This is a genomic window from Flavobacterium sp., from assembly GCF_035292545.1.
Lineage (GTDB): Bacteria > Bacteroidota > Bacteroidia > Flavobacteriales > Flavobacteriaceae > Flavobacterium.
The window spans coordinates 30,598-52,885 of record NZ_DATDPV010000047.1 but is presented as its reverse complement, the minus strand read 5'-3'; the positions used below and the strand labels follow the sequence as shown (position 1 = coordinate 52,885).

The window sequence follows — 22,288 nt, the reverse complement described above, 5'->3', positions numbered from 1 at the left end:
GTAAATTAGTAGCATTTAATAAAAATATTTATATTTAGCCAACCAATAAACCCAAATTTTTATGAGTTCTACATCTGTTAAAACAAATTATCCTGCCTTATATACCCTTATTACGGTGTTTTTCTTTTGGGGATTTATTGCTGCCGGAAACAGTATTTTTATTCCTTTTTGTAAAAGTTATTTTTCATTAGATCAATTTCAATCCCAATTGGTTGATTTTGCTTTTTATACTGCTTATTATATCGGAGCCTTACTTTTATTTGCTTTGGGCGATATGAGCGGAAAAGATATTGTTGGAAAATGGGGATACAAAAAAAGTATCGTTTACGGACTTTTGTTTTCTGCCTTGGGAGCCGGCGCCATGATTATTGCGGTTGAAGCCAATGTTTATGCCGGAATGTTATTGGGTTTATTTATCGTAGCACTTGGTTTTTCACTGCAACAAACTGCAGCCAATCCGTTTGCTATCTTGTTGGGAGATCCAAAAACGGGTGCAAGCAGGGTAAATCTTGGTGGCGGAATAAATTCTTTTGGAACGACAATCGGACCTATTGTAGTAGCCTTGGCATTATTCGGAACCGCAGCTTCAGTAACTGATGAACAAATAAAATTGCTTGAATTAAACAAGGTAATTTACTTATATATTGGCGTGGGATTATTGTTTATTGCTGCTGCTGCGATGTTTTTCTTCTCTAAAAAAGTACCAAGCGGAATCGCTGATGAGCCGATGGAGAAAGCCAATAAAGCATTGAGAACATTGGTAATTATGACCATTTTACTGGCGGTAATGTTTACACCCGTATTTAGAAGTTATAAAAGCGAAGAAGCGCTCAAAATTGAAGCTTTAACAAACGAAATCAATGAAGTTAAAAAATCGGATACACCAATAGTAACCGAAAACTCAAATGCATCAGTAGAGGTAACTGCAAAAGAAGCAGAGGTAAAAGTACTAAAAGACGAACTTGAAAAATACAGAATGTACTGGCTTTCCGGTGCATTATTAGTAGTAATTGGGGGTTTATTATTCTCCTATTCTTCTGCACAGAAAAAAGCCGAGGGTTGGGGAGCCATGCAATATCCACAATTGGTTTTGGGGATGTTGGCTATTTTCACCTACGTTGGAGTAGAAGTGGCTATTGGTAGTAATCTAGGAGAGTTATTAAAATTAAAAGAATTCGGAAACTTGCAATCTTCAGATATTGCGCCCTATATTTCGATGTATTGGGGAAGTTTAATGATTGGACGTTGGGCCGGTGCCATCAGTGTTTTTAATTTAAAAGGAAGTGCAAAAACGATAGCTTTAATTATAATTCCATTGTTAGCCTTTGGCGTTATTCTTGGCGTAAATATTATTTCCGGAAAAGACATGAAGCCTTTATATTACTATGTGGTTTGTGTGTTCGTACAAATTGGTGCTTTCTTTTTAAGTAAAGACAAACCGGCCAGAACCTTAATGATTTTTGGAAGTTTTGGAATTATTGCGATGTTAATCGGTTTATTTACTACAGGAACAGTGGCCATTTATGCGTTTTTGGCGGGTGGTCTAGCGTGTAGTATTATGTGGCCGGCGATTTTTAGTTTGTCGATTATCGGCCTTGGAAAATATACTTCTCAAGGTTCTGCATTTTTAGTGATGATGATTTTAGGAGGTGGAATTATTCCGCCATTACAAGGGAAATTATCAGATATATTAGGGATTCACCAGTCTTATATCGTTGCGGTAGTTTGTTTTGCTTATCTAACTTTATTTGCTGTTTTAGTCAAAGGAATTCTGAAAAAACAAAACATTGATGTTGATGCAATTGAAGTTGAAACTAGCCATTAAATTTTAAAAATGAAAAAATTAACCTGTTTACTATTACTCAACAGTCTATTCGTTTTTGCACAAGTAAATGACGAACAAAAAATCAAGGAAATTTACAAATCAGCTTTAACCAATGCGAAATGTTATCCTTGGTTGGATGATTTGTCCAATAAAATTGGTTCCCGTTTATCTGGTTCAACCGGAGCGGAAAAAGCAGTTTTATATACTAAAGCACAACTGGAAACACTAGGATTAGACAAAGTATATCTACAGGAAGTGATGGTTCCCAAATGGGTTCGCGGCGAAAAAGAAGTCGGCTATTTACAAATTGGAAAACAGAAAATTACCTTCCCAATCTGTGCGTTGGGCGGTTCTGTGGCAACTCCAAAAAAAGGATTACAAGCTGCTATAATAGAAGTAAACAGTTTAGAAGAATTAATAGCATTAGGAACAGAAAAAGTAAAAGGAAAAATTATTTTCTTCAACAGACCAATGAATCCGGAGTTTATTGAAACTTTCAAGGCTTACGGCAGTTGTGTCGACCAAAGATCATCAGGAGCAAGAGAAGCCGGAAAACTGGGCGCAATAGCGGTAATTGTCAGATCGATGAATTTACGATTGGATGATTTTCCACATACGGGTGCAACCAATTATGGCGAAACTCCAAAAGAACAACGAATTCCCGCTGCGGCGATTAGTACCAATGGCGCAGAGCTTTTAAGCAAAAGTTTAAAGAAAAATCCAAATGCACCTTTTTATTTCAAACAATCTTGTCAGACTTTTGACGATGTTTTGTCTTATAATGTTATCGGAGAAATTACTGGTTCAGAACATCCTGAAAGAATAATGATTGTTGGCGGACATCTGGATTCGTGGGATTTAGGAGACGGATCTCATGATGATGGCGCGGGTTGTGTACAAAGTATGGAAGTATTGAATATCTTCAAAAATATTGGTTATAAGCCCAAAAATACCATTCGGGTTGTACTGTTTATGAACGAGGAAAATGGCGTTCGCGGCGGTAAAGAATACGAAATTCAGTCCAACAAAAACAAAGAAAACCATATTTTTGCTTTAGAAAGCGATTCAGGAGGATTTTCGCCAAGAGGATTTACTATTGAGGCCGATGAAAGAAATTTTAATAAAATAGCTGGTTGGGCAACTTTATTCGAGCCTTATTTTGTTCATAAATTCGTAAAAGGACATTCAGGTGTGGATATTGGTCCGTTAAAATCAAATCATATTGTAAAAGTAGGATTGCAACCTGATTCGCAGCGTTATTTCGATTATCATCATGCGGCAAACGATACTTTCGACGCCGTTAACAAAAGAGAATTGGAATTAGGCGCTGCAACCATGGCCGCTTTGATGTATTTGATAGATCAATACGGAATAGGGGAAAATCTGTAGCTTTTTTTATTCTTTAAAAGAGATAATGAATTTTGCGCCTTCATTTATTTTGCTCTCTACAGCAATATGACCGCCTAAACTGGTAATGTGATTATACACTAAATAAAGTCCGATTCCTTTGCTATCAATATGATTGTGAAACTTTTGGTGTAAACCGAAAATTTTATCTTTGACCTTTTCCATATCAAAACCCAGTCCATTATCAGAAATTATCAATTGATTAACGCCATTGGTTTTCTGAGTATGAATAGATATAATTGCCGAACTATCCGGTTTAGCATACTTAATCGAATTGGTTATTAAATTCAGAAATATACTTTTCAGATAGGCTTTATTGAATTGAATTTTTTCAATTTCAGAAAAGTCGACATTGATAGTTACTTTTGAACCTTGGATTAAAGAATTTAAGGATTGTAAAACCTCATTTAGAGATTCATTAAAATCTAATTCTTCAATCTGGACATGTAAGCTTTCTTTTTGATTCAAAACATCAACATAATCATTTAAGTTTTTCTTTAAACTTTCACTCGCAGATTTTAAAACTGCAATAAATTCAAGTGTTTCCTCATCATTAATTTTAGAAACATCCAAAAGGCTAAAAACAGAAAGTAAATTATTTACAGGAGACCTCAAATCGTGAGAAGTAGTGTAGGTTAATTGCTTGAGATCGGTATTGATTTTGGTAAGATTGGCAAGAAGCAAATTTCGCTCCTCTTCCAGTGTTTTTTTATGGGTAACATTTTTAGCAATTGCAAAGACCAATTTGTCTTTATCTACCGGCATAGAGGTCCAGGACAGCCAAACAATTTCTCCGTTTTTTGTAACATATCGATTTTCAAAATTCAATAAAGGATTGCTTTTTGAAATTTCTTTTCGAGCCATGGCTGTAACATCCTGGTCTTCATGATAGACAAATTCATTAATTGGCTTTGAGAACAATTCCTCATTGGTATAGCCTAACAATTTAGAAACGGCAGGATTTATTCTTTTAAAATAACCATCAAAACCGGCGATGCACAATAAGTCCGGTGACAATTCAAAAAAATGTTCGAATTGATAATTAGCATTGGAATTAAAATTTAAATTATCCTCCTTAACCATTTGTATTCTTGAATTATTTGGCCTACTATTATCGGTTTACTTATCATCTGATTATCAAAAGTACCAATACCAATTTTAAAAAACAAAACTCATTCGGGATATAATTACAAAACACTATCTGTTTTTAATTGAGAAAAGGATTTTTTACTAAAGTGAAGTTGATTTTAAAAAATAAAAAGAGTCCATAATTTTGAACATTATGAACTCTTTTAACAACCCATTTGAAATTATATTACTTCAAAAAATCAGGAATTACTGTTGCTCCAATCTATTTTTCTGGAAAAATACATGACCTCAGCAAGGATTAAAAACAATCCGATACTTCCCACTAATAAAGCATAATTTTCCAATTGAATGATTACATAAATGAAAGTATATAAAGCAGTTAGTGAAAGTCCGATAAAAACCGGGAATTTCTTGTTTTTCAGAATGGAGACAGAATATAATGTGATCAGTGCGATAACAGAAATACCTGAAATAATATAGGCTTTCATGAAACTACTGTGCTCTGTAATTGAAATCAGTAAAGTATAAAACATGATTAATGCCAGTCCGATCATCGAATATTGAAAAATATGAATACTGATTTTACTTATAGACTGAATCAAAAAGAAAATTAAAAAAGTCAATCCAATGACCAAAAAGCCATATTTCGAAGCCCGCTCATTTTGCTGATACTGATCTACAGGAATTACAAAATCTACTCCAAAAGCATATTGTCTTAAATCAGGCAGATGGCCAAAAACTTGTTGCGAAAACGCTCTGTTGATATGTAAAATTTTCCAATTAGCAACAAATCCACTGGTTGTGATTTTTTTTGTTTTGTCATCAGGTAAAAAATTTCCGGTAAAACTTGGCGAAGCCCAATTGGATTTCATATTTACTTGCGTTGTTTTTCCAATCGGAACCATTTTTATTTGTTGACTACCGTTGTAAGTAATATCGAAATTGAATGCTATTTTTTGATTCGTCAGGATTTTTGTCAAGTCGATATAACCGGTTTCGAGTGCTTCAGTTGAATCTTTTGCTTCGGAGTCGTAAACAGGCTCGAAAGTGAAATTTGTCTTCCCGAAATTTATTTTTACCTCGTCTTTTATGCTTTTCAGATTCGTTGTTTTTATCAAAATCGTGGCTTTGTTCCATTGAATGTTTTCGTGCGGAATATTCCGACTGCTAAAATCGGGTTGAATATAATTCCCTTCAAATTTCATATTTGAATTAAAAACCACCGATTCATAATTGTTTCGGTTCAACGCTTTTGTGGTTACGTCTGTGTTGGCTTTTAGTTCTTCCGGGAAAAAGTAAGCATAGTTGGTATGAGCTGTTTTTTGTTTTACCGTTTCTTTTGTTTTTTCATTTATGGAAACTGTTTCTTCATAATAAGTATAAGGAATTTTCAATATTGGACCATAAAAAAAGACACTTTTGCCCCATTTATCGTTAGTTTCAGTAATAACTTCTTTTTGCCGTTGGGCTCTTTCTGAAATCAATTCTTTTACAAATTGTAAGGGAATAAGTAAAACTAAAGTAAGTAAACCTACCATAATCATTTTGGCGGTTGTAGATTGAAAAATTGAATTTTTTGTTTGCTTTTCCGGTGTTTCCATTGTTTCCATTTTTTTTGTATTTAAATTAATTGTTGATTTATTTATATAATTTATTAAAAGTACTTTGAATTTCAAAGTAAATGAATAAAAAAATAGTCTATCTTTTTTGGATTAATTTTTCCAAAGCATCAATATGATCTTTGAATGCTTTTTTTCCATCTTTAGTGGCTCTATAGCTGGTATTGGGTTTTTTTCCGATGAATTGTTTTTCAATCGCAATATAATTCTCGAGTTCTAAAGCTTTGGTATGACTGGCAAGATTACCATCAGTAACACCCAATAGTTCTTTCAAAGTAGAAAAATCCGCAGATTCATTAACCATCAGGACTGACATGATACCCAAACGAATTCGGTGATCAAATGCTTTATTGATATTTTGGATGATGTTTTTCAAAATAATTATTTTCTATCGTATTTAAAATACATCATCGATCCATACAAAATATGACAAACGCCAAAGCCCAAAGCCCAAAATTCTAATGCATATCCTGAAAATTCAGTAGCCATAAGTCCTAAAACGGTAACTGTAATTCCAAGATATCTAATATCTCTAAACGTATATTTACTGGCATTGATGCATGCCATTCCATAAAAAATTAAGGTAACCGGAGCAATCAAACCATAATTCCCGTTTCGAAGCAAGAGGATAGCAAAAATTCCGCCGGTTGCTAATGGAATTAAAAAATTAACTACCATTCTTTTGGAAGTGGCATTCCAAACCTTTTCACCTTCTTTCTTTGCTTTGCCATAAGTCAGCATTGTCGCGGTAACAACGGATGAAAGCAATACTAAAAAAGCCGTAAGCACAATTAATTTAAAAGTATTACTTTCTAAAGTAATATAAGAACCTTCATGGTTTATGATTAATTGGTGGGCAACAAATGCGCCGATCAAAGCGTAAATTCCGGCTATAATTCCGGCAAAACCACTCAAGGAAATAAACTGTGACGATTTGCTCATCATGTTTTTTATTTCACTAATGTCATTTAAATATTTGTCTTTCATTTTAAAGTACTTTGAATAGCAAAGTAAATGATAAAAAAAATAGTTACCAAAGAAATTGATAACTATTTTAAATTAAATTTTTATTCGAATAGATCTTACAGATTAAAAAGAATTAACGGTTTTCCTGATAGCCACTAATTTAGTCATTAACGACTCAAAATAGTCCAAATGCAGCATATTAGCGCCATCGCTTTTGGCATTAGCCGGGTCAAAATGCGTTTCAATGAAAATTCCATCAACGCCAACGGCAATTCCGGCTTTTGCAATGGTTTCAATCATGTCAGGTCTTCCGCCGGTTACGCCCGCAGTCTGATTCGGTTGTTGCAGGGAATGGGTAACGTCAAGAACCGTAGTCGCGTACTGTTGCATTGTAGGAATTCCTCTAAAATCCACTATCATATCCTGATAACCAAACATTGTTCCGCGATCCGTCACCATCACGTTTTGATTGTTACAATCCAATACTTTTTGCACCGCGTGTTTCATGCTTTCCGGGCTCATAAATTGCCCTTTTTTCAGGTTCACTACTTTTCCGGTATTGGCCGCAGCCACCACCAAATCAGTTTGACGAACCAGGAATGCAGGAATTTGCAGCACATCCACATATTCAGCCGCCATAACCGCATCTTCATTCGTGTGAATATCGGTAACAGTTGGAACTCCAAAAGTTTCCGAAACTTTGCGTAGAATTTTTAATGCTTTTTCATCTCCAATTCCAGAAAAACTGTCAATTCTCGAACGATTGGCTTTTTTGAATGAACCTTTAAAAACGAAAGGAATTTGTAATTTATCGGTAATACCAATTAATTTCTCCGCGATTCGCATGGCCATTTCTCCGCCTTCAATAGCGCAAGGTCCGGCAAGCAGAAAAAAGTTACCGCTTTCAGTATGTTTGATTTGAGGAATATTATGTATGTTCATGTTTTGTTTTTTTGAAAGTACAAAGGTAATTAGGAATTACGATTTTGGAATTACGATTTAAGATTTATTTGAAGCTATTTCCAGCTATCCGTTTCAATCTTTTCCTTTTTAAAGAAAAGAGGAAAAGGATTTCCACTGCTATCTGGGCTAGGGCTTTAGTATTTTAATCTATTTTTTCTTTAGACTAAATCCCACGGGAACCATCAAAACACTTTTTTCATAAATATTCATATACAGTTTCACAGGTTTATTTTGCCCGGCCCAAGTAACTTCATAAACATCAAGAAAACCGGCTCCCATTTCACTTCTTTTGGTTGGAAAAGGACAACAGCTTTCTAATTTTTTAAAAACTAATGGTTCGCCATTCGGCCCCGCCAAAGCATTCAAAAAGCGCTGTTGATTGATGGTATCGTCTTTCGTATTTCTGAAAAATATATTGATGGGATAATCAGGATCATAACCATATTTAGAATCTTTGCTGTACTCCGTAATCACAAAGGTATTGTCTGAAGTCAATTTTGGAATGGGCGCATTATCATCTACATTTTTCAGGGTAGATTTTGTGCTTACACAGGAAGAAAATATAGTCAGGACTAAGATTAATAACGAGAGAGATTTGATTTTCATTAGTCAGTTATTTTATTTTTTGAAATTAATGATATAAAGATACTATTTTTGCAAAAAAAAGTAAGCGATATGGATTTTATTTCTCAAACGTGGTCCTGGTATTTTTCAGGATTTTTAATTGGAATAATCATGTTATGCCTGATTTATTTCGGGAAAGTATTTGGGATGTCTTCTAATCTTCGATCAATGTGCTCCATGGCAGGAGCTGGGAAATATGTTTCGTTTTTTGATTTTGACTGGAAATCGCAGCGATGGAATTTAATTGTAATATTAGGAGCCATGCTTGGCGGATTTGTTGCAGTTCATTTTATGAGCGATGCTTCAAATGTGAATATCAACCCAAAAACAATCGAACAATTGGCACAACTTGGAATTGATGCTCCAAACGGGAAACTATTGCCAAACGCCTTATTTGGGAATGATGCTTTTCAATCTCCAAAAATAATTTTCATATTAATTATCGGTGGAATCCTGATTGGTTTTGGTTCACGTTATGCGGGTGGATGTACTTCCGGACACGCAATTTCCGGATTGAGTAATTTACAGATTCCATCATTAAAAGCAGTTATCGGATTTTTTATCGGTGGATTGATTATGGCTCATTTTATTTTACCCTTAATTTTTTAATTATGAATGTATTAAAATACCTATTCGTTGGATTTGTTTTCGGAATTGTTTTGACAAAATCGGAAGCGGTTTCCTGGTACAGAATATATGAAATGTTCCAGTTTCAATCCTTTCATATGTTCGGAATTATTATGATTGCCATTGCTACCGGTGTAGTGGGAATTCAAATTATAAAAAGAAAAAACATAAAAGATATTGATGGTTTACCTATAGAAATTCTGGATAAAGAGCGCGGTTCTGTTCGATATTGGGTTGGCGGAATATTTTTTGGATTAGGATGGGCTTTGGTAGGATCTTGTCCGGGACCAATATTTATTTTACTTGGCGCAGGGTTTTGGCCAGTAATTTTAGTCTTGTTCGGAGCTTTATTGGGTACTTTTCTCTATGGATTGGTAAAAGATAAATTGCCTCATTAATAAAACAGTAATTCTGGTTCGCCTTGTTAGTTTTTATTGGAAGTGTTCAATTTTAGAATACCAACAACTATCGCAAATTGCGCAACCAAATACGTAAACATAATTAAAAAAGCGGCATAAGGTAATGGCTCATAAAATTTGTTAATAGCCAAAATACTATCGGAAGTAACAAAAAACATGGCTCCAAAAAGTATGGAGATATTGGCTGGTTTTTTCCAACTGAAATATCCTTTCAATGCCACTAAAAGCATTGCTGAAATAGTAAGGGAGTAGATAGAAACAGGAATTTTAAGATCTCCTAATTTAGGAAAAAGCAGTGTTAGCATACTTTTCAAATAAAGGATAATCAAGATAAAAGCAATCCAGAAGATAATATTTTTTCTGTAATCCGTGGTAGTTCCCTGTTTCGAAAATAAGACTATGTATAAAATATGACTTATTAAAAAGGATACCAATCCAAAAATAAAATACAACTCTCCTTTATCGGCAAACATCAAAATGACATCACCAATCCAGGAAAAAGTCAAAGCACTTAAAAGTAAATTCTTTGTTGGAAATTTTTCAAAACTATAAACTGAAAAAAGCAAAAAGGGGAGTAATAAAGGCTTCAAAAACCATGCAATCGCTTCATGTCCCAAAAGGATAATCAAAAGATAAACAACACTAATACCAATATAACCTTTTAATAGTAAATTGTTTTTCATAGACAAATTTTAGGAATTGACCAGAATCGGTTTTTCTTTTTTGAATTCAAAAGCCACAAAATAAATGGTCATCATTAACGAAAGTATAAGATAGGCGATAACCAAATAATTCCCAATAGGTAAAAAGGAATTCATTCCAAACCAATCTCCAAAATAGACAAGAATGCCTATTCCAAAAAGAAATCGGATACTTTCCCAATACACAGAAAAAGTTTTTGTATCCATTAATTCGGTGTAACTATAAACCGTAATAAAAATAAATAATCCATAAATGAAGATATTAGGCAAGCCAATAACTGCGATATTATTAAACAAATAACTCACAAACAATAAGGTGGTTAATGCTTGTGCTACCGACCAATAAATTAATTTTGTTGAATTATCAGTTCCGTATTTGTTGAAATCATACACGTTTGTAATCTTGTTTACGGGATATTTCTCTTCAAAATTTTCCGGACGCCAGCCTGTTGGCTTAAACCAAATGGTAAATTTGTCTTTCCAGTTTTCGGCGCGCCAGGCATCGGAAATCAATAATCCCAAATGCTGAAAATTTATGCGAATCGGGTTCCAGGTTTGTGCAGGCCTTGTAATTCCAAAAACTGTAGGAACCGTTTCTAATTCTTCCTGAAAAGTGCCAAATAGTTTGTCCCAAATAATAAATATCTGTGAATGATTTTTGTCAAGATATTCTGGATTTATCGCATGATGCACCCGATGATGTGATGGAGTAACGAGAATATGTTCCAGAAAACCCATTTTTTTGATGTGTTTCGTATGATACCAAAATTGCAAAAATAATTGAATAGGAAGCGTAATAACAATAACTACTGGAGGAACGCCAAGAATGGCAGCGGGAACAAGTAAAAAAGTGAATAAATTTACAAAACTGGAAACGGTTTGGCGCAAAGCACAAGCTAAATTGAACTCTTCGCTACTATGATGAATAGCATGTTTGTTCCAGAAAAAATTGACATGATGTGCCAGTCGATGGGTCAAATATCCGTAAAAATCAATGATAATAAAGGCAATAAAATAGGTTAGGGCATTGGCTTCCAAATGAAAAATGGCCACTTTAGAAACCATCCATTCATAAGAAATAAAAGTCAGGCTGAGTCCTAAAACATCTTTAACGGCATTTGTAATTCCGGAACTCACACTCGAAACACCATCCATTAACGGAACATTATCTTCTCCTTTATAAAGGCCATAAAGCTTTTCTATTATGATTAATAATAAAAAAAGGGGCATCGCAATGACTAAGATTTTACCGTATTCTTCCATATTTTTTTAATTGGATTGTTAGATTTTACGACCATTAAGTTCCAACACTATAAAATCTAACAACCCATATTTTAAACTATTTCTGCGCTTAATCCAGCTTCTAAAAGTTGAGAGCATTGAGGTGTTAATTCATCCATTGAACCCGTTTTTACGGTACATTTTCCTTTGTAATGCACAATTAGGGAACATTGTTCAGCTTGCTCCGAGGAGTGTTTACAAACTTTCATCAAAGTATCAATTACATGATCAAAAGTATTTATATCATCATTATACATTACAATTTCGTTGTCAAATGAAATGGCTTCTTTCACTAAGACTTTTTCTTTTATTTTTTCTTTTGTACTCATAGCTTTATAATTTAGGGGATTATGAATTATGAATTCTCAAATTTAGTTTAAATTTTCTCTTTTGAAACTGCAAAATAAAAAATTCTGTTTGGTTTCAAAAGGAGTTATATGGTCTTCAGTGGTACATTTTAATTTCTTGAAACCATCAGAAAGTTGGTGTTCAAGTTCGGTTTCTGTGTATTGTTTAATTTCCAGACCACTGCATTTTTTTGGCCCATTTTCAGAAAAAGTTCCAATAGTCATAAAACCAGTGACCGATTTTTTAACAGTTTCAATATAAGTTTTTATTTGTTCAGGCGAGGTCAGGAAATGAAACGTGGCCCGGTCATGCCAAATATCAAAAGTATTGTCAGGATTGAATTCTGTAATATCCGAAACAATCCAATTCACTTTCTCAGCCTTTTTGCCCAGCCTTTTTTTGGCTCTTTCCAATGCATTTGCAGAAATGTCTAAAACCGTTATGTTTTGGTAACCTTCCTCCAATAGAAAATCCACTAATTTACTGTCTCCTCCACCAATATCAATTATTTTGGCTGATTTGTCTAAATTAGTATCCCGAATAAAATCAAGCGAAGTTTTTGGATTTTCTTGTGTCCAACTCACTTCATTGGGCTGTTTGGTTTCATAAACTGTTTCCCAATGCTCTTTTCTATTATTTTCCATTTTCCCCGAATTTTGTCTAATCTAATTTACGTATTTTAAAGATACCCAGTTGTTTCTTTGAAACTTTTTAACATAAGTTAACCCTTTTTCCGTACAAGAAGCATCGATAAAAGGAATGTCTTCTTCATAAAATCCACTTAATAACAAAGTACCTTTTGGATTTAAGCAATCCACATAACTTTGCATGTCGTTCAACAATATATTTCGGTTGATATTAGCAATAATCACATCGTATTTTTTACCTGCCAAAAGCGCTGCATCACCTTCATAAACCGTGATATGATGACAATCATTACGTTCTGCATTTTCGATTGAATTCTGATAACACCAGTTGTCAATATCAATGGCGTCAATCGGCTGAGCGCCTTTCATTTCGGCCAAAATCGCCAAAATCGCCGTTCCGCAACCCATGTCTAAAGTTTTCTTTCCGGTGACATCCGTTTCCAGTAAATGTTGAATCATCATGTGTGTCGTTTCGTGGTGACCGGTCCCGAAACTCATTTTTGGTTCTATGATAATATCAAATTCCGCATCGGTTTTTGGATGAAAAGGAGCACGGACATGGCATTTTCCATCTACGTCAATGGCTTCAAAATTCTTTTCCCATTCTTCATTCCAGTTTACTTGTTCGATCTCTTCTATCTTATAGGAAATCACAAATTCCGGTGACGATAGAACATGAATATCTTCCAAAATATCTTCTGTCCAAAACTGTTTTTGAATGTATGCAATAACACCAAATTCACTTTCTATAAAACTTTCAAAAGGCAATTCGCCTAATTCAGCCACTAATATTTCTGACCCTAATTCTTTTGGTTCCACTTCGAAATGAAATCCTAAATATATGTTTGACATATGGTGTTTATTTTTTACAAAGGTAACAATAGCCTTTCAAACCTCTTTTGTATTTTAAAATTTATTTTGCTTTGTTCAGATTTAGAAAAATGCAGAACTGTAGATTGATAAAAACATTTTGGAACAGGCATTGAAATAAAAAAAGCGATAATAAAATTACCGCTTTTTTATAATTTAAAAAGGAAGTTTAAATGGCATTTACAATGGCTGCAAAATGATCGGAATTTAAAGCTGCTCCGCCAATTAATCCACCATCGACATCAGGTTTTGAGAAAATTTCTTTGGCATTATCCGGCTTCACGCTTCCGCCATAAAGAATAGAAACATCTTCGGCAACATCGCCTCCGTATTTAGCATTAATGGTTTCTCTGATAAAATGGTGCATTTCCTGTGCTTGTTCCGGAGTGGCAGTTTCGCCGGTTCCGATTGCCCAAACGGGTTCGTATGCCAAAACAATATTTACCCAATCTTTTGTTTCTAAATGGAATAAGCCATCGTTCAATTGGTTTTCAACAATATTAAAATGTTGATGGGCTTGTCTGTCTTTCAATTCTTCACCAAAACAGAAAATCACGCGCATATCATGTTTCAGTGCGGTATTTACTTTTGAAGCCAGTAAGGCATCACTTTCGTGAAAGTAAGCGCGACGTTCAGAATGACCAAGAATTACGGTATTCACCCCAATATTTTTTAACATATCGGCCGAAATTTCACCAGTAAAGGCACCACTTTCTGCCTGATGCATATTTTGTGCGGCTACATCGATATTTGTAAATTCTAAATGATCAACTGCTGATGCTAAATTAACAAATGTAGGCGCAACAATGATTTCCACAGCTACATCACTTGGAAGTTTAGCAATCAGTTCATTCAATAAATCTTCGGTTTCTTCTGCATTTTTATGCATTTTCCAGTTTCCTGCAACTATTTTATGTCTCATTATTTTTGGGATTTGAGTATTGAATTTATTTTTTCGAAATCGGTTTCTATAGCTCGATATAAAGTGATTTTACCGGTCTTGTCTATTATAACATATCTTGGAATCCAGTCTAAATCTATCGCTTTAGCAAAAACACCTTTCATGCCGTCATTGGCCATGAAATGTGCGCCTTTAAGTTCGTGTTTTTCAATGCCTGATTTCCACTTGTCAGCCGTTTTGTCCATCGAAATAAACACATAAGCAACTTCTGGATTATTGGCTTGTAATTCTTTGAATTTTGGCATCGCCTTTATACAATCACCACACCAGGAAGCCCAAATTTCAAGAACCACAGTTTTACCTTGATGCTTTTTCAGAATATCTTCAAAAGCAATTTGACTTCCGTCTGTAGCTAATAATTTTTCAGATAAAGCTTCTTTTGAGAATGCTGTTTTTGGAGTAGAATCCGAACAGGAAAGCATGGTTATGGCGAATAAAAATGCAACTATTTTTTTAATTTTCATTTCTTTAATTATTTTAATAAAGTTACAATTTCAATTCGTCAATATCATTATGATGAACTTTTTGCTTAACGGTTCCTTTTTCTAAAATAACGATACTAGGATTGGCTCTTTCAATAGTTTTTAGAGTAATGGCATCGCAGAAATAAAAATCAAATGTTAATCCGAAATCTTTTTTTGCTTTTGCAATTTCATCTGGTAAAGCTGCGGTCATTCCAATCACTTTATAGCCTTTTGCTTTGGCTTTCTGATTTAGTTTTTCCAGCTTCTTCATTCCCTCGATGTCTGATTTTGATAAATCGTAAGCTACGAACATCAGTAATTCTGGCTCCACTAATAACTCATCTTTATAATCAGAACCATCTTTTTCCATCGTAAAATCATGAATAGGAGGAACGTAGCCTTCCATGAGCACTTTGTCTTTTCGGTCTACAAAAGTGGCTCCTTCTGGGATTGCCGACAATTGTTTTTCGGTAAATTCTTTATCTACACCATTAACTTTATAAATGAAAACCATTTCTACCAGCGATTTTGGCGCCCCCGCAGGAATTTTCATTCCTTGTTGGATATTGTTTCCAACTTTAAAAGGACGAAAATCAATCAAAGGCAAGTGATTTAAAACCCAATAGCCCATAAAACCACATAAAGCCAAACTTGTCAAAACCAATATGTTTTGGACAGAGTTGCTAAATAACGGTTTTATTAATTTTCTATGGAAAAAGAGGATGAGTATAAAAAACAACAAAACCACATCTTTTGTAAAGGATTGCCATGGCGTTAATTTTAATGCATCACCAAAACAACCACAATCTTTTACTACATTAAAATAGGCAGAATAAAAGGTAAGGAAGGTAAACATGACAATTAAAAGCAATAAACTCCAAACGGTGAATTTGGATTTGTAACCAATGAGCAGCATTACGCCTAAAACCACTTCAAGAATCACTAAAAAGAATGCAATTGCCAATGAAAATGGAACTAAAGCAGGCATGTTGAAAACCGGCTCACCAAAATACTCCGCTAGTTTGTAGGAAAAACCAACAGGGTCATTTAGTTTTATTAAACCCGAAATGATAAATAATAATCCAACGATTATTCTTGAAAATGGAACTAGGATATTTTTCATAATTTATTTTTTAAAACCCATTAAAATCAAAGCAAAAACCGCGTAATTAATCATATCCTGATAATTAGCGTCAATGCCTTCGGAAACCAAAGTTTTGCCTTTATTGTCTTCAATTTGTTTCACGCGAAGTAATTTCTGTAAAATCAAATCTGTTAGAGAACTCACCCGCATTTCACGCCAGGCTTCGCCGTAATCGTGATTTTTGGCTTCCATTAAATCTTTGGTCAGCTTAATTTTAACATCGTATAATTCAGTTGCTTTGGCAACATCTAAATCTGGTTGATCAGCAACGCCTAATTCCAATTGCATCAAAGCCATAATCGAATAATTGATGATTCCGATGAATTCGCCTGTTTCATCTTCATCTATTTTCCGAACTTCGTTTTCCTGTAAACTTCTGATTCTTTGTGCTTTTATGAAGATTTGGTCGGTCAAGGAAGGCAGTCTTAAGATCCGCCAGGCACTGCCATAATCTTTCATTTTGTTGATAAACAGTTCGCGACAAATCGCAATCACGTTATCATATTCTTGGGAAGTATTGCTCATTATTGATGTATATTTGTATTCAAATTTTTTCAAAAATAAGAATAATTTTTTTGAATGTGGAATTTTGAAGTCTTTAAAACTGTAAACCAATGACTATTAATTGCAAAGGAGAACTTATCGATTTATCAACTCCCAAAGTAATGGGGATTTTGAATGTTACGCCCAACTCCTTTTTTGATGGCGGGAAGTATAAAAACGAAGGTGAATTGCTAACTCGTGTGGAGACAATGTTGAATGAAGGCGCTGCATTTATCGATATTGGGGCGTATTCCAGCAAACCAAATGCCGAGTTTGTTTCCGAAGAAGAGGAAATTTCCAGAATAATTCCCATGGTTGGATTAATTCTGAAAAAGTTCCCGGAAACCTTGCTTTCTATTGATACTTTTCGAAGTGAAGTAGCCAAAGTGTGTATAGAAAACGGAGCTGCAATCATCAATGATATTTCTGCCGGTAATCTGGACGATAAAATGCTGGAAACCATTGCAAAATATAACGTTCCTTATGTTATGATGCACATGCGTGGCAATCCACAAACGATGCAAACAATGACAGATTATGATGATATCGTGAAAGAAATGCTTTTTCATTTTTCCGAAAAAGTCAATAAAGCCAGAAGTTTAGGTATCAACGATTTGATTATTGATCCCGGTTTTGGTTTTGCGAAAACGATAGAACAAAATTATGAAGTTTTACAAAATTTAGAATTGTTTCAAATGCTTGAATTGCCTTTATTAGTAGGTTTTTCCAGAAAATCTATGATTTATAAGCCTTTGCATTCCAATGCAGAAGAAGCTTTAAACGGAACTACTGTTTTGAATACTATCGCTTTAACCAAAGGGGCAAAAATTCTTAGGGTTCACGATGTAAAAGAGGCCATGGAATGTGTTACGTTATATAATAAAATCAATTAAAAATCATGAAATATTTTAGTTTAATTATTGTTTTTCTTATTTTTTCGTGTGGTAATAAAGAGGACATTCTGTTACCAAAATCCAATATAACGATTGTCAAAAATATTGTTGATATTTCTCCGGTTTATATCTTTTTTAGAACAAAAGGGAAAGATACTTTGGCCGAAGTAAACAAAAACACTGCTATTAGCACCACTAATTGGGCTTTTAATATCGATAAACGTTTGCCATTGCGAATAGTGATTCCAGAAATCATGAAATTGCAGGAAAAAAAGCGTGCCGGAAAGGCAAATGAAAACAAAAAACCTCAAAATTATTATTCGTACGCTGATAGTATTGGCAAGAACATAGCCTTTCTTCCTTTTACAGATGTGTATTATAAAATGGAAAAACCTGAAATTAATAGTTTTTTAATTTATTTTAAAAAAGGAAATGAAATGGTTTTGGTTAATAAAAAACTAATAAAAAAAGATGAGGTTTTAAATTATGTTTTTAGTTTAGATTTTGTTATTCAGCCTAAAATACTTTTATTGTTTGATAAGAATATGAGTTTTCAAGAATATATTCAGAATAAAATTTTAATTCAAAATTTGGAATCCTACAATAAAAATAAAGAAGTTCCTGAGGAATTTGTATTTTAAGTCCTAAAATTTTCAATCTGAATTCGGCAATCTGCAAAGTAAAATCACTGATGATGATAAGGTTCGTTTTTCAGAATCGTAAATCCGCGATACAATTGTTCAATAAAAAACAACCGCACCATTTGATGTGAAAAGGTCATCAGCGAAAGTGATATTTTTCCATTTGCCTTAGCATAAACCGTTTCCGAAAAACCATAAGGCCCGCCAATTACGAAAACTAAAGTTTTTACACCGGAATTCATTTTCTTCTGCAATTCTTCCGAAAAGCCAACGCTGGAAAACGTTTTTCCGTTTTCGTCCAATAAAATTAATTGGTCAGTTGGGGTAATTTTCGCCAAAATCAATTCGCCTTCTTTTTCCTTTTGTTGACTTTCGGAAAGATTTTTTACGTTTTTGATGTCGGGAATAATATCCAAATCAAACTTGATATAAAAAGACAAGCGTTTTTGATAATCGTCTATCAAAGATTGCAGGGATTTGTTATCGGTTTTGCCAATAGCGATGAGTTTAATGTTCATTGAGGTTGCGTTTCAAAGCGGCAAAGTTACAAAAGATGAAAGCAACTCGCTTTTATTTATTTTGAAAACTTAAAAAGCTAATTTCTACTGGACATAATTCATCACTTAGTAACCTTAAATTGCTTTAATAGACTATTATTTTATTTCTTAATCATCTTAATCGTCTGTTTTTCATATTGTCCAATCTGAATAAAATAAATACCATTGGCAAATGGATTAACATCAATAGCTGTCTCTTCTATATTTAATGTTCCGGTCAAGATAAGCTTGCCTGTTTGGTCAGTAATATAATATGGTAATCCATAAATATTGTTGTTTGTTTTAATCGTGATAATATCAAAAGCGGGATTAGGATAAGCTGTAAAGTAGCTTTTATCTGTGAAATCAGCAATCCCTAATGGAGAATAGTTAAATGTTATTCTCTCAGAATTATTCCAAATACTTAATGCATTGTCCCATAGTTGAATTACAATTTGATATACAGTTCCGTCAGGATTATTGGTATAATTGGATTGCGTGTCATTTTCCCATGAGCTTGAAGGAATATTCCAATCTTGGGATAAACTATTTGTCAAATAACCGTTGCCGTCATAAGTATTTGTTTCCTTGGTAGCGTTCATCCAATTTGTACCTATCCATAATTCGGAAATTGCTGTTAGAACTTTATTTGAAGCATTGTAAGTATAGGTTGATCTTAAAAAATTTTCCCATACATTGGTTCCATTTTCCCATGTTTCAGTAAGTACCGTTAAAACATTATTAGATGCATCGTATGTATAGGAATGTCTTTGATAATTGTTCCAAATACTACTTCCGTTGTCCCATAATTGAATGACTTCCTGATTTACACTTCCATTTGGATTATTGGTATAAATAAATTGGATCAAATTTTCCCAAGAACTTGAAAGGACAATCCAATTTTGATATACGGCATTTATCAAATAATTGTTCCCGTCATAAGTATTTGTAATCTTTGAAGCGTTCTGCCAATTGCCAGAAGTCCATGTTTCAATTACCGTTGTGAGCACTTTATTAGAAGCATTGTAGGTATATGTCATTCGTTGATAATTATTCCATACATTGCTTCCGCTGTCCCACAATTGAATAATAATTTGGCTTACATTTTCATTAGAATCATAGGTATAATTGTATTGGGTAACATTTTCCCATGAACTTGAAAGGGTAATCCAATTTTGAGACACACTATTTGTCAAATTGTTACCCGTATAAGTATTTGTTGTCAGAGTAAAGTTCTCCCATACTTGATTTGTCCATGTTTCTGTAAGTGTCGAATAAATCTTTTGCCCGAATGAGTTTAAACTAAATAGTAGACTTATAAATAGTATAGCAAAGGTGTCGATTTTATTTTGACCTGACTTGAAAGTAGTTTGTGTTTTCATCTTTTTCATCTTTTGATTGTTTAAAGCTTTTATTTCACTTGATTTTCGGTATTCCCGCTTTTTATAGTGAACCCAAGGATCCAAATTTTTTGTCAGTAGTTACAGTTGCGAAGTATGAAACCGTCCTATCTGTTATAGCGTCAGTTGCCGTCTTTTTTTATTTAAACTTGCTAAAAAACCATGAAAAGATGCAACTACTCAAAGTTACAAAAAAAATACAATCAACTGATTTGTAATGTTTTATAAAAAAAAATAAATTCAAAAAAACTTTTTATAAAGTCTGATTATTTATTTCGGTATATCACAACATGATCTTGATATCTTCATAATTTTAATAATTTTTGAATAAATCAGACCTTTAAAAGAACATTTTTAAATGCTTAAAACTGATGTGTCTTCGCACTTCTGAAATCCCAAAATTTACAAACACTCAAATTTCCAAATCAGCAAATAAAATCTTACTTTAGCATTCTATAAATTTCATAAGAATGATTAGCGAAGCACAGTTTCAAAAAGAGTTACAATTAATAATTTCAAATGCCATTCGGGAAGATGTAGGCGATGGCGATCACAGTTCATTGGCTTGTATTCCGGCTTCGGCACAAGGAAAAGCAAAACTCCTGGTCAAAGACGATGGAATTATTGCAGGAGTGGCTTTTGCCAAAATGATTTTTAATTATGTTGATCCGAGTTTACAAATAGAAGTATTTATAGAAGACGGAACTCCCGTAAAATACGGCGATGTCGTTTTTCACGTTTCAGGAAGTTCACAAGCAATCCTGAAAGCCGAAAGATTAGTGCTCAATTCCATGCAAAGGATGTCCGCCATTGCAACCAAAACCAAAAAATATGTTCAACTTTTGGAAGGTACAAATACAAAAATCCTTGATACCCGCAAAACAACGCCCGGTTTCCGTGCTTGCGAGAAATGGTCGGTAAAAATTGGCGGAGGCGAAAACCACCGATTTGCGCTTTATGATATGGTTATGCTCAAGGACAATCACAACGATTTTGCCGGAGGAATTACTTTGGCGATTGCCAAAACTAAAGCATATCTCAAAGAAAAAAATCTTGATCTGAAAATCATTGTCGAAGCCAGAAACCTCGAAGAAGTCAAAGAAATCATTGCCAGTGAAGGGGTTTACAGAATTCTGTTAGACAATCTCGATTATGAAACTACCAAAAAAGCGGTAGCCTTAATTGGAGATAAATGCTTAACAGAATCATCCGGGAATATCAACGAAAATACCATACGAAATTATGCCGAATGCGGTGTTAATTATATTTCATCCGGCGCATTAACCCATTCCGTTTACAATATGGATTTGAGTTTAAAAGCGATTTAATTTATGTCAAAAGAACTAGAAGAAAGATTCGAAAAAATCCCGGTAGTACGAAACCTTGTTCGTGTGCTAAAAGGGATAAAACTTTCATGGTTACAGGATTTATCGCTCTATGATTTAGTAGAGTTGTATGTTATCGGAATCATAGAGAGTGGTTTTTCCTATCATGCCAGTTCTATTGCATTTAGTTTTTTTATGGCTTTGTTTCCCTTTGCATTATTTATTCTAAATTTGATTCCATACATTCCGATTGAAGGATTTCAAGAAGATTTTCTGCAATTTGTCGAAGAAGGTGTTCCGCCGAATACTTACGATGCCATTGCAAATATTATCAATGACATTCTGCATAATAGCCATTCCGGATTGCTATCCACAGGATTTATATTGTCAATTTTCTTGATGGCGAACGGTTTGAGCGGGATTCTTGGCGGATTCGAATCTTCCCGTCATGTCCTTATCAAAAGAGGCTTCTTTCATCAATATTTTGTAGCCCTTGGTATGTCATTATTGTTATCGGTGTTATTAATAGTAACCATTGCGGCCATCATTGTTTTTGAAGTTTTTATACAAAAAACAATCTTTCATGATGTGTTAAACGAATATGTTTCCTTTATAATTTTGGGCAGGTATGCTTTTGTTATCCTGATGATTTTAATCACCATCTCGATTCTTTTTAAGTTTGGTACAAAAAGAGAAAAAGACAGAGCATTTATTTCGGTAGGTTCTGTATTTACTACGATATTAATTATTCTGGATTCTTATATTTTTGGAATTTGGGTGCTAAAATTTTCTAAATACAACGAATTATACGGTTCCATTGGGACATTATTAATCCTAATGTTTTATATTTGGATAAATAGTGCAATTTTACTGTTGGGATTTGAATTAAATGCAACCATCAACAAATTAAAAATAAAAAAAGAAGCTTAATTTTGAGGAGCTATTTCCTGCTATACGTTGCAAATAAAATTCACTGAACTCAAATAAAAATAAAA

General features: G+C 33.9%; 25 protein-coding genes. 8 read left to right on the top strand and 17 right to left on the bottom strand.

Annotation, left to right across the window (positions count from 1 at the left end; genetic code table 11):
* Window positions 1-61: 61 nt before the first annotated feature.
* Window positions 62-1,825, top strand: a complete 1,764-nt coding sequence (locus tag VI621_RS08385; RefSeq protein ID WP_324217929.1) for an MFS transporter — start codon at window positions 62-64, stop codon at window positions 1,823-1,825.
* Between the two features lie 9 nt (window positions 1,826-1,834).
* Window positions 1,835-3,214, top strand: a complete 1,380-nt coding sequence (locus VI621_RS08380; RefSeq protein WP_324217928.1) for a M28 family peptidase — start codon at window positions 1,835-1,837, stop codon at window positions 3,212-3,214.
* Between the two features lie 6 nt (window positions 3,215-3,220).
* Here VI621_RS08380 and VI621_RS08375 read toward each other — a convergent pair whose 3' ends face one another.
* The 6 genes from VI621_RS08375 to VI621_RS08350 form a co-directional block, all read right to left on the bottom strand.
* A complete protein-coding gene (locus VI621_RS08375) occupies window positions 3,221-4,315 on the bottom strand; it encodes a PAS domain-containing sensor histidine kinase (RefSeq protein ID WP_324217927.1) in 1,095 nt (364 codons plus the stop codon).
* A gap of 245 nt (window positions 4,316-4,560) precedes the next feature.
* Complete coding sequence (creD, locus tag VI621_RS08370) at window positions 4,561-5,922, bottom strand: cell envelope integrity protein CreD (RefSeq protein WP_324217938.1); 1,362 nt, start codon at window positions 5,920-5,922, stop codon at window positions 4,561-4,563.
* Window positions 5,923-6,019: 97 nt separating this feature from the next.
* Window positions 6,020-6,316 (bottom strand): transcriptional regulator, encoded by a 297-nt coding sequence (locus VI621_RS08365; protein ID WP_324217926.1) that lies wholly within the window; start codon window positions 6,314-6,316, stop codon window positions 6,020-6,022.
* A gap of 5 nt (window positions 6,317-6,321) precedes the next feature.
* On the bottom strand, window positions 6,322-6,927 hold the full coding sequence (locus VI621_RS08360; protein WP_324217925.1) for a hypothetical protein: 606 nt from the start codon (window positions 6,925-6,927) through the stop codon (window positions 6,322-6,324).
* A gap of 102 nt (window positions 6,928-7,029) precedes the next feature.
* A complete protein-coding gene (kdsA, locus tag VI621_RS08355; RefSeq protein WP_324217924.1) occupies window positions 7,030-7,848 on the bottom strand; it encodes a 3-deoxy-8-phosphooctulonate synthase in 819 nt (272 codons plus the stop codon).
* Between the two features lie 168 nt (window positions 7,849-8,016).
* On the bottom strand, window positions 8,017-8,475 hold the full coding sequence (locus VI621_RS08350; protein ID WP_324217923.1) for a 2-dehydro-3-deoxyphosphooctonate aldolase: 459 nt from the start codon (window positions 8,473-8,475) through the stop codon (window positions 8,017-8,019).
* 69 nt (window positions 8,476-8,544) lie between these two features.
* Here VI621_RS08350 and VI621_RS08345 point away from each other — a divergent pair, with 69 nt between their 5' ends.
* Both VI621_RS08345 and VI621_RS08340 read left to right on the top strand, forming a co-directional pair.
* Window positions 8,545-9,102 carry a YeeE/YedE family protein gene (locus tag VI621_RS08345; RefSeq protein ID WP_324217922.1) on the top strand — a complete coding sequence of 186 codons (558 nt, stop codon included), beginning with the start codon at window positions 8,545-8,547 and terminating at the stop codon, window positions 9,100-9,102.
* Window positions 9,103-9,104: 2 nt separating this feature from the next.
* A complete protein-coding gene (locus tag VI621_RS08340) occupies window positions 9,105-9,518 on the top strand; it encodes a DUF6691 family protein (RefSeq protein ID WP_324217921.1) in 414 nt (137 codons plus the stop codon).
* 26 nt (window positions 9,519-9,544) lie between these two features.
* Here the strand turns inward: VI621_RS08340 and VI621_RS08335 are convergent, their stop codons facing one another.
* The 9 genes from VI621_RS08335 to VI621_RS08295 form a co-directional block, all read right to left on the bottom strand.
* Complete coding sequence (locus tag VI621_RS08335) at window positions 9,545-10,222, bottom strand: lysoplasmalogenase (protein ID WP_324217920.1); 678 nt, start codon at window positions 10,220-10,222, stop codon at window positions 9,545-9,547.
* A gap of 9 nt (window positions 10,223-10,231) precedes the next feature.
* On the bottom strand, window positions 10,232-11,503 hold the full coding sequence (locus tag VI621_RS08330) for a sterol desaturase family protein (RefSeq protein WP_324217919.1): 1,272 nt from the start codon (window positions 11,501-11,503) through the stop codon (window positions 10,232-10,234).
* A 71-nt stretch (window positions 11,504-11,574) separates the two neighbouring features.
* Window positions 11,575-11,850, bottom strand: coding sequence for an ATP-dependent Clp protease adaptor ClpS (locus VI621_RS08325; protein ID WP_324217918.1), 276 nt, complete (start codon window positions 11,848-11,850; stop codon window positions 11,575-11,577).
* Between the two features lie 42 nt (window positions 11,851-11,892).
* A complete protein-coding gene (locus VI621_RS08320; RefSeq protein ID WP_324217917.1) occupies window positions 11,893-12,513 on the bottom strand; it encodes a class I SAM-dependent methyltransferase in 621 nt (206 codons plus the stop codon).
* Between the two features lie 21 nt (window positions 12,514-12,534).
* Window positions 12,535-13,368: a 50S ribosomal protein L11 methyltransferase gene (prmA, locus tag VI621_RS08315; RefSeq protein ID WP_324217916.1), complete on the bottom strand. Its 834-nt coding sequence runs from the start codon at window positions 13,366-13,368 to the stop codon at window positions 12,535-12,537.
* A 187-nt stretch (window positions 13,369-13,555) separates the two neighbouring features.
* A complete protein-coding gene (gene tpiA, locus VI621_RS08310) occupies window positions 13,556-14,308 on the bottom strand; it encodes a triose-phosphate isomerase (protein WP_324217915.1) in 753 nt (250 codons plus the stop codon).
* Window positions 14,308-14,805, bottom strand: a complete 498-nt coding sequence (locus VI621_RS08305) for a TlpA family protein disulfide reductase (RefSeq protein ID WP_414655488.1) — start codon at window positions 14,803-14,805, stop codon at window positions 14,308-14,310. The genes tpiA and VI621_RS08305 overlap by 1 nt, the downstream gene beginning before the upstream one ends.
* A gap of 28 nt (window positions 14,806-14,833) precedes the next feature.
* The gene (locus tag VI621_RS08300) at window positions 14,834-15,934 is read right to left on the bottom strand and encodes a BT_3928 family protein (RefSeq protein WP_324217914.1); all 1,101 of its coding nucleotides are present in this window, start codon (window positions 15,932-15,934) and stop codon (window positions 14,834-14,836) included.
* Between the two features lie 3 nt (window positions 15,935-15,937).
* Window positions 15,938-16,480: a DUF1599 domain-containing protein gene (locus VI621_RS08295; protein WP_324217913.1), complete on the bottom strand. Its 543-nt coding sequence runs from the start codon at window positions 16,478-16,480 to the stop codon at window positions 15,938-15,940.
* 89 nt (window positions 16,481-16,569) lie between these two features.
* Between VI621_RS08295 and folP the strand changes: the two genes are divergently transcribed.
* Both folP and VI621_RS08285 read left to right on the top strand, forming a co-directional pair.
* Complete coding sequence (gene folP / locus VI621_RS08290) at window positions 16,570-17,391, top strand: dihydropteroate synthase (RefSeq protein ID WP_324217912.1); 822 nt, start codon at window positions 16,570-16,572, stop codon at window positions 17,389-17,391.
* Between the two features lie 5 nt (window positions 17,392-17,396).
* A complete protein-coding gene (locus VI621_RS08285) occupies window positions 17,397-18,032 on the top strand; it encodes a hypothetical protein (RefSeq protein WP_324217911.1) in 636 nt (211 codons plus the stop codon).
* Window positions 18,033-18,076: 44 nt separating this feature from the next.
* Here VI621_RS08285 and rlmH read toward each other — a convergent pair whose 3' ends face one another.
* Together rlmH and VI621_RS08275 are read right to left on the bottom strand one after the other, a co-directional pair.
* Complete coding sequence (rlmH, locus tag VI621_RS08280) at window positions 18,077-18,550, bottom strand: 23S rRNA (pseudouridine(1915)-N(3))-methyltransferase RlmH (protein ID WP_324217910.1); 474 nt, start codon at window positions 18,548-18,550, stop codon at window positions 18,077-18,079.
* 140 nt (window positions 18,551-18,690) lie between these two features.
* Entirely contained in the window at window positions 18,691-19,959 is a 1,269-nt protein-coding gene (locus tag VI621_RS08275) for a T9SS type A sorting domain-containing protein (RefSeq protein WP_324217909.1), read from the bottom strand.
* Window positions 19,960-20,438: 479 nt separating this feature from the next.
* Here VI621_RS08275 and nadC point away from each other — a divergent pair, with 479 nt between their 5' ends.
* Both nadC and VI621_RS08265 read left to right on the top strand, forming a co-directional pair.
* On the top strand, window positions 20,439-21,296 hold the full coding sequence (gene nadC, locus VI621_RS08270) for a carboxylating nicotinate-nucleotide diphosphorylase (protein WP_324217908.1): 858 nt from the start codon (window positions 20,439-20,441) through the stop codon (window positions 21,294-21,296).
* Between the two features lie 3 nt (window positions 21,297-21,299).
* The gene (locus tag VI621_RS08265) at window positions 21,300-22,223 is read left to right on the top strand and encodes a YihY/virulence factor BrkB family protein (protein ID WP_324217907.1); all 924 of its coding nucleotides are present in this window, start codon (window positions 21,300-21,302) and stop codon (window positions 22,221-22,223) included.
* Window positions 22,224-22,288: the final 65 nt, after the last annotated feature.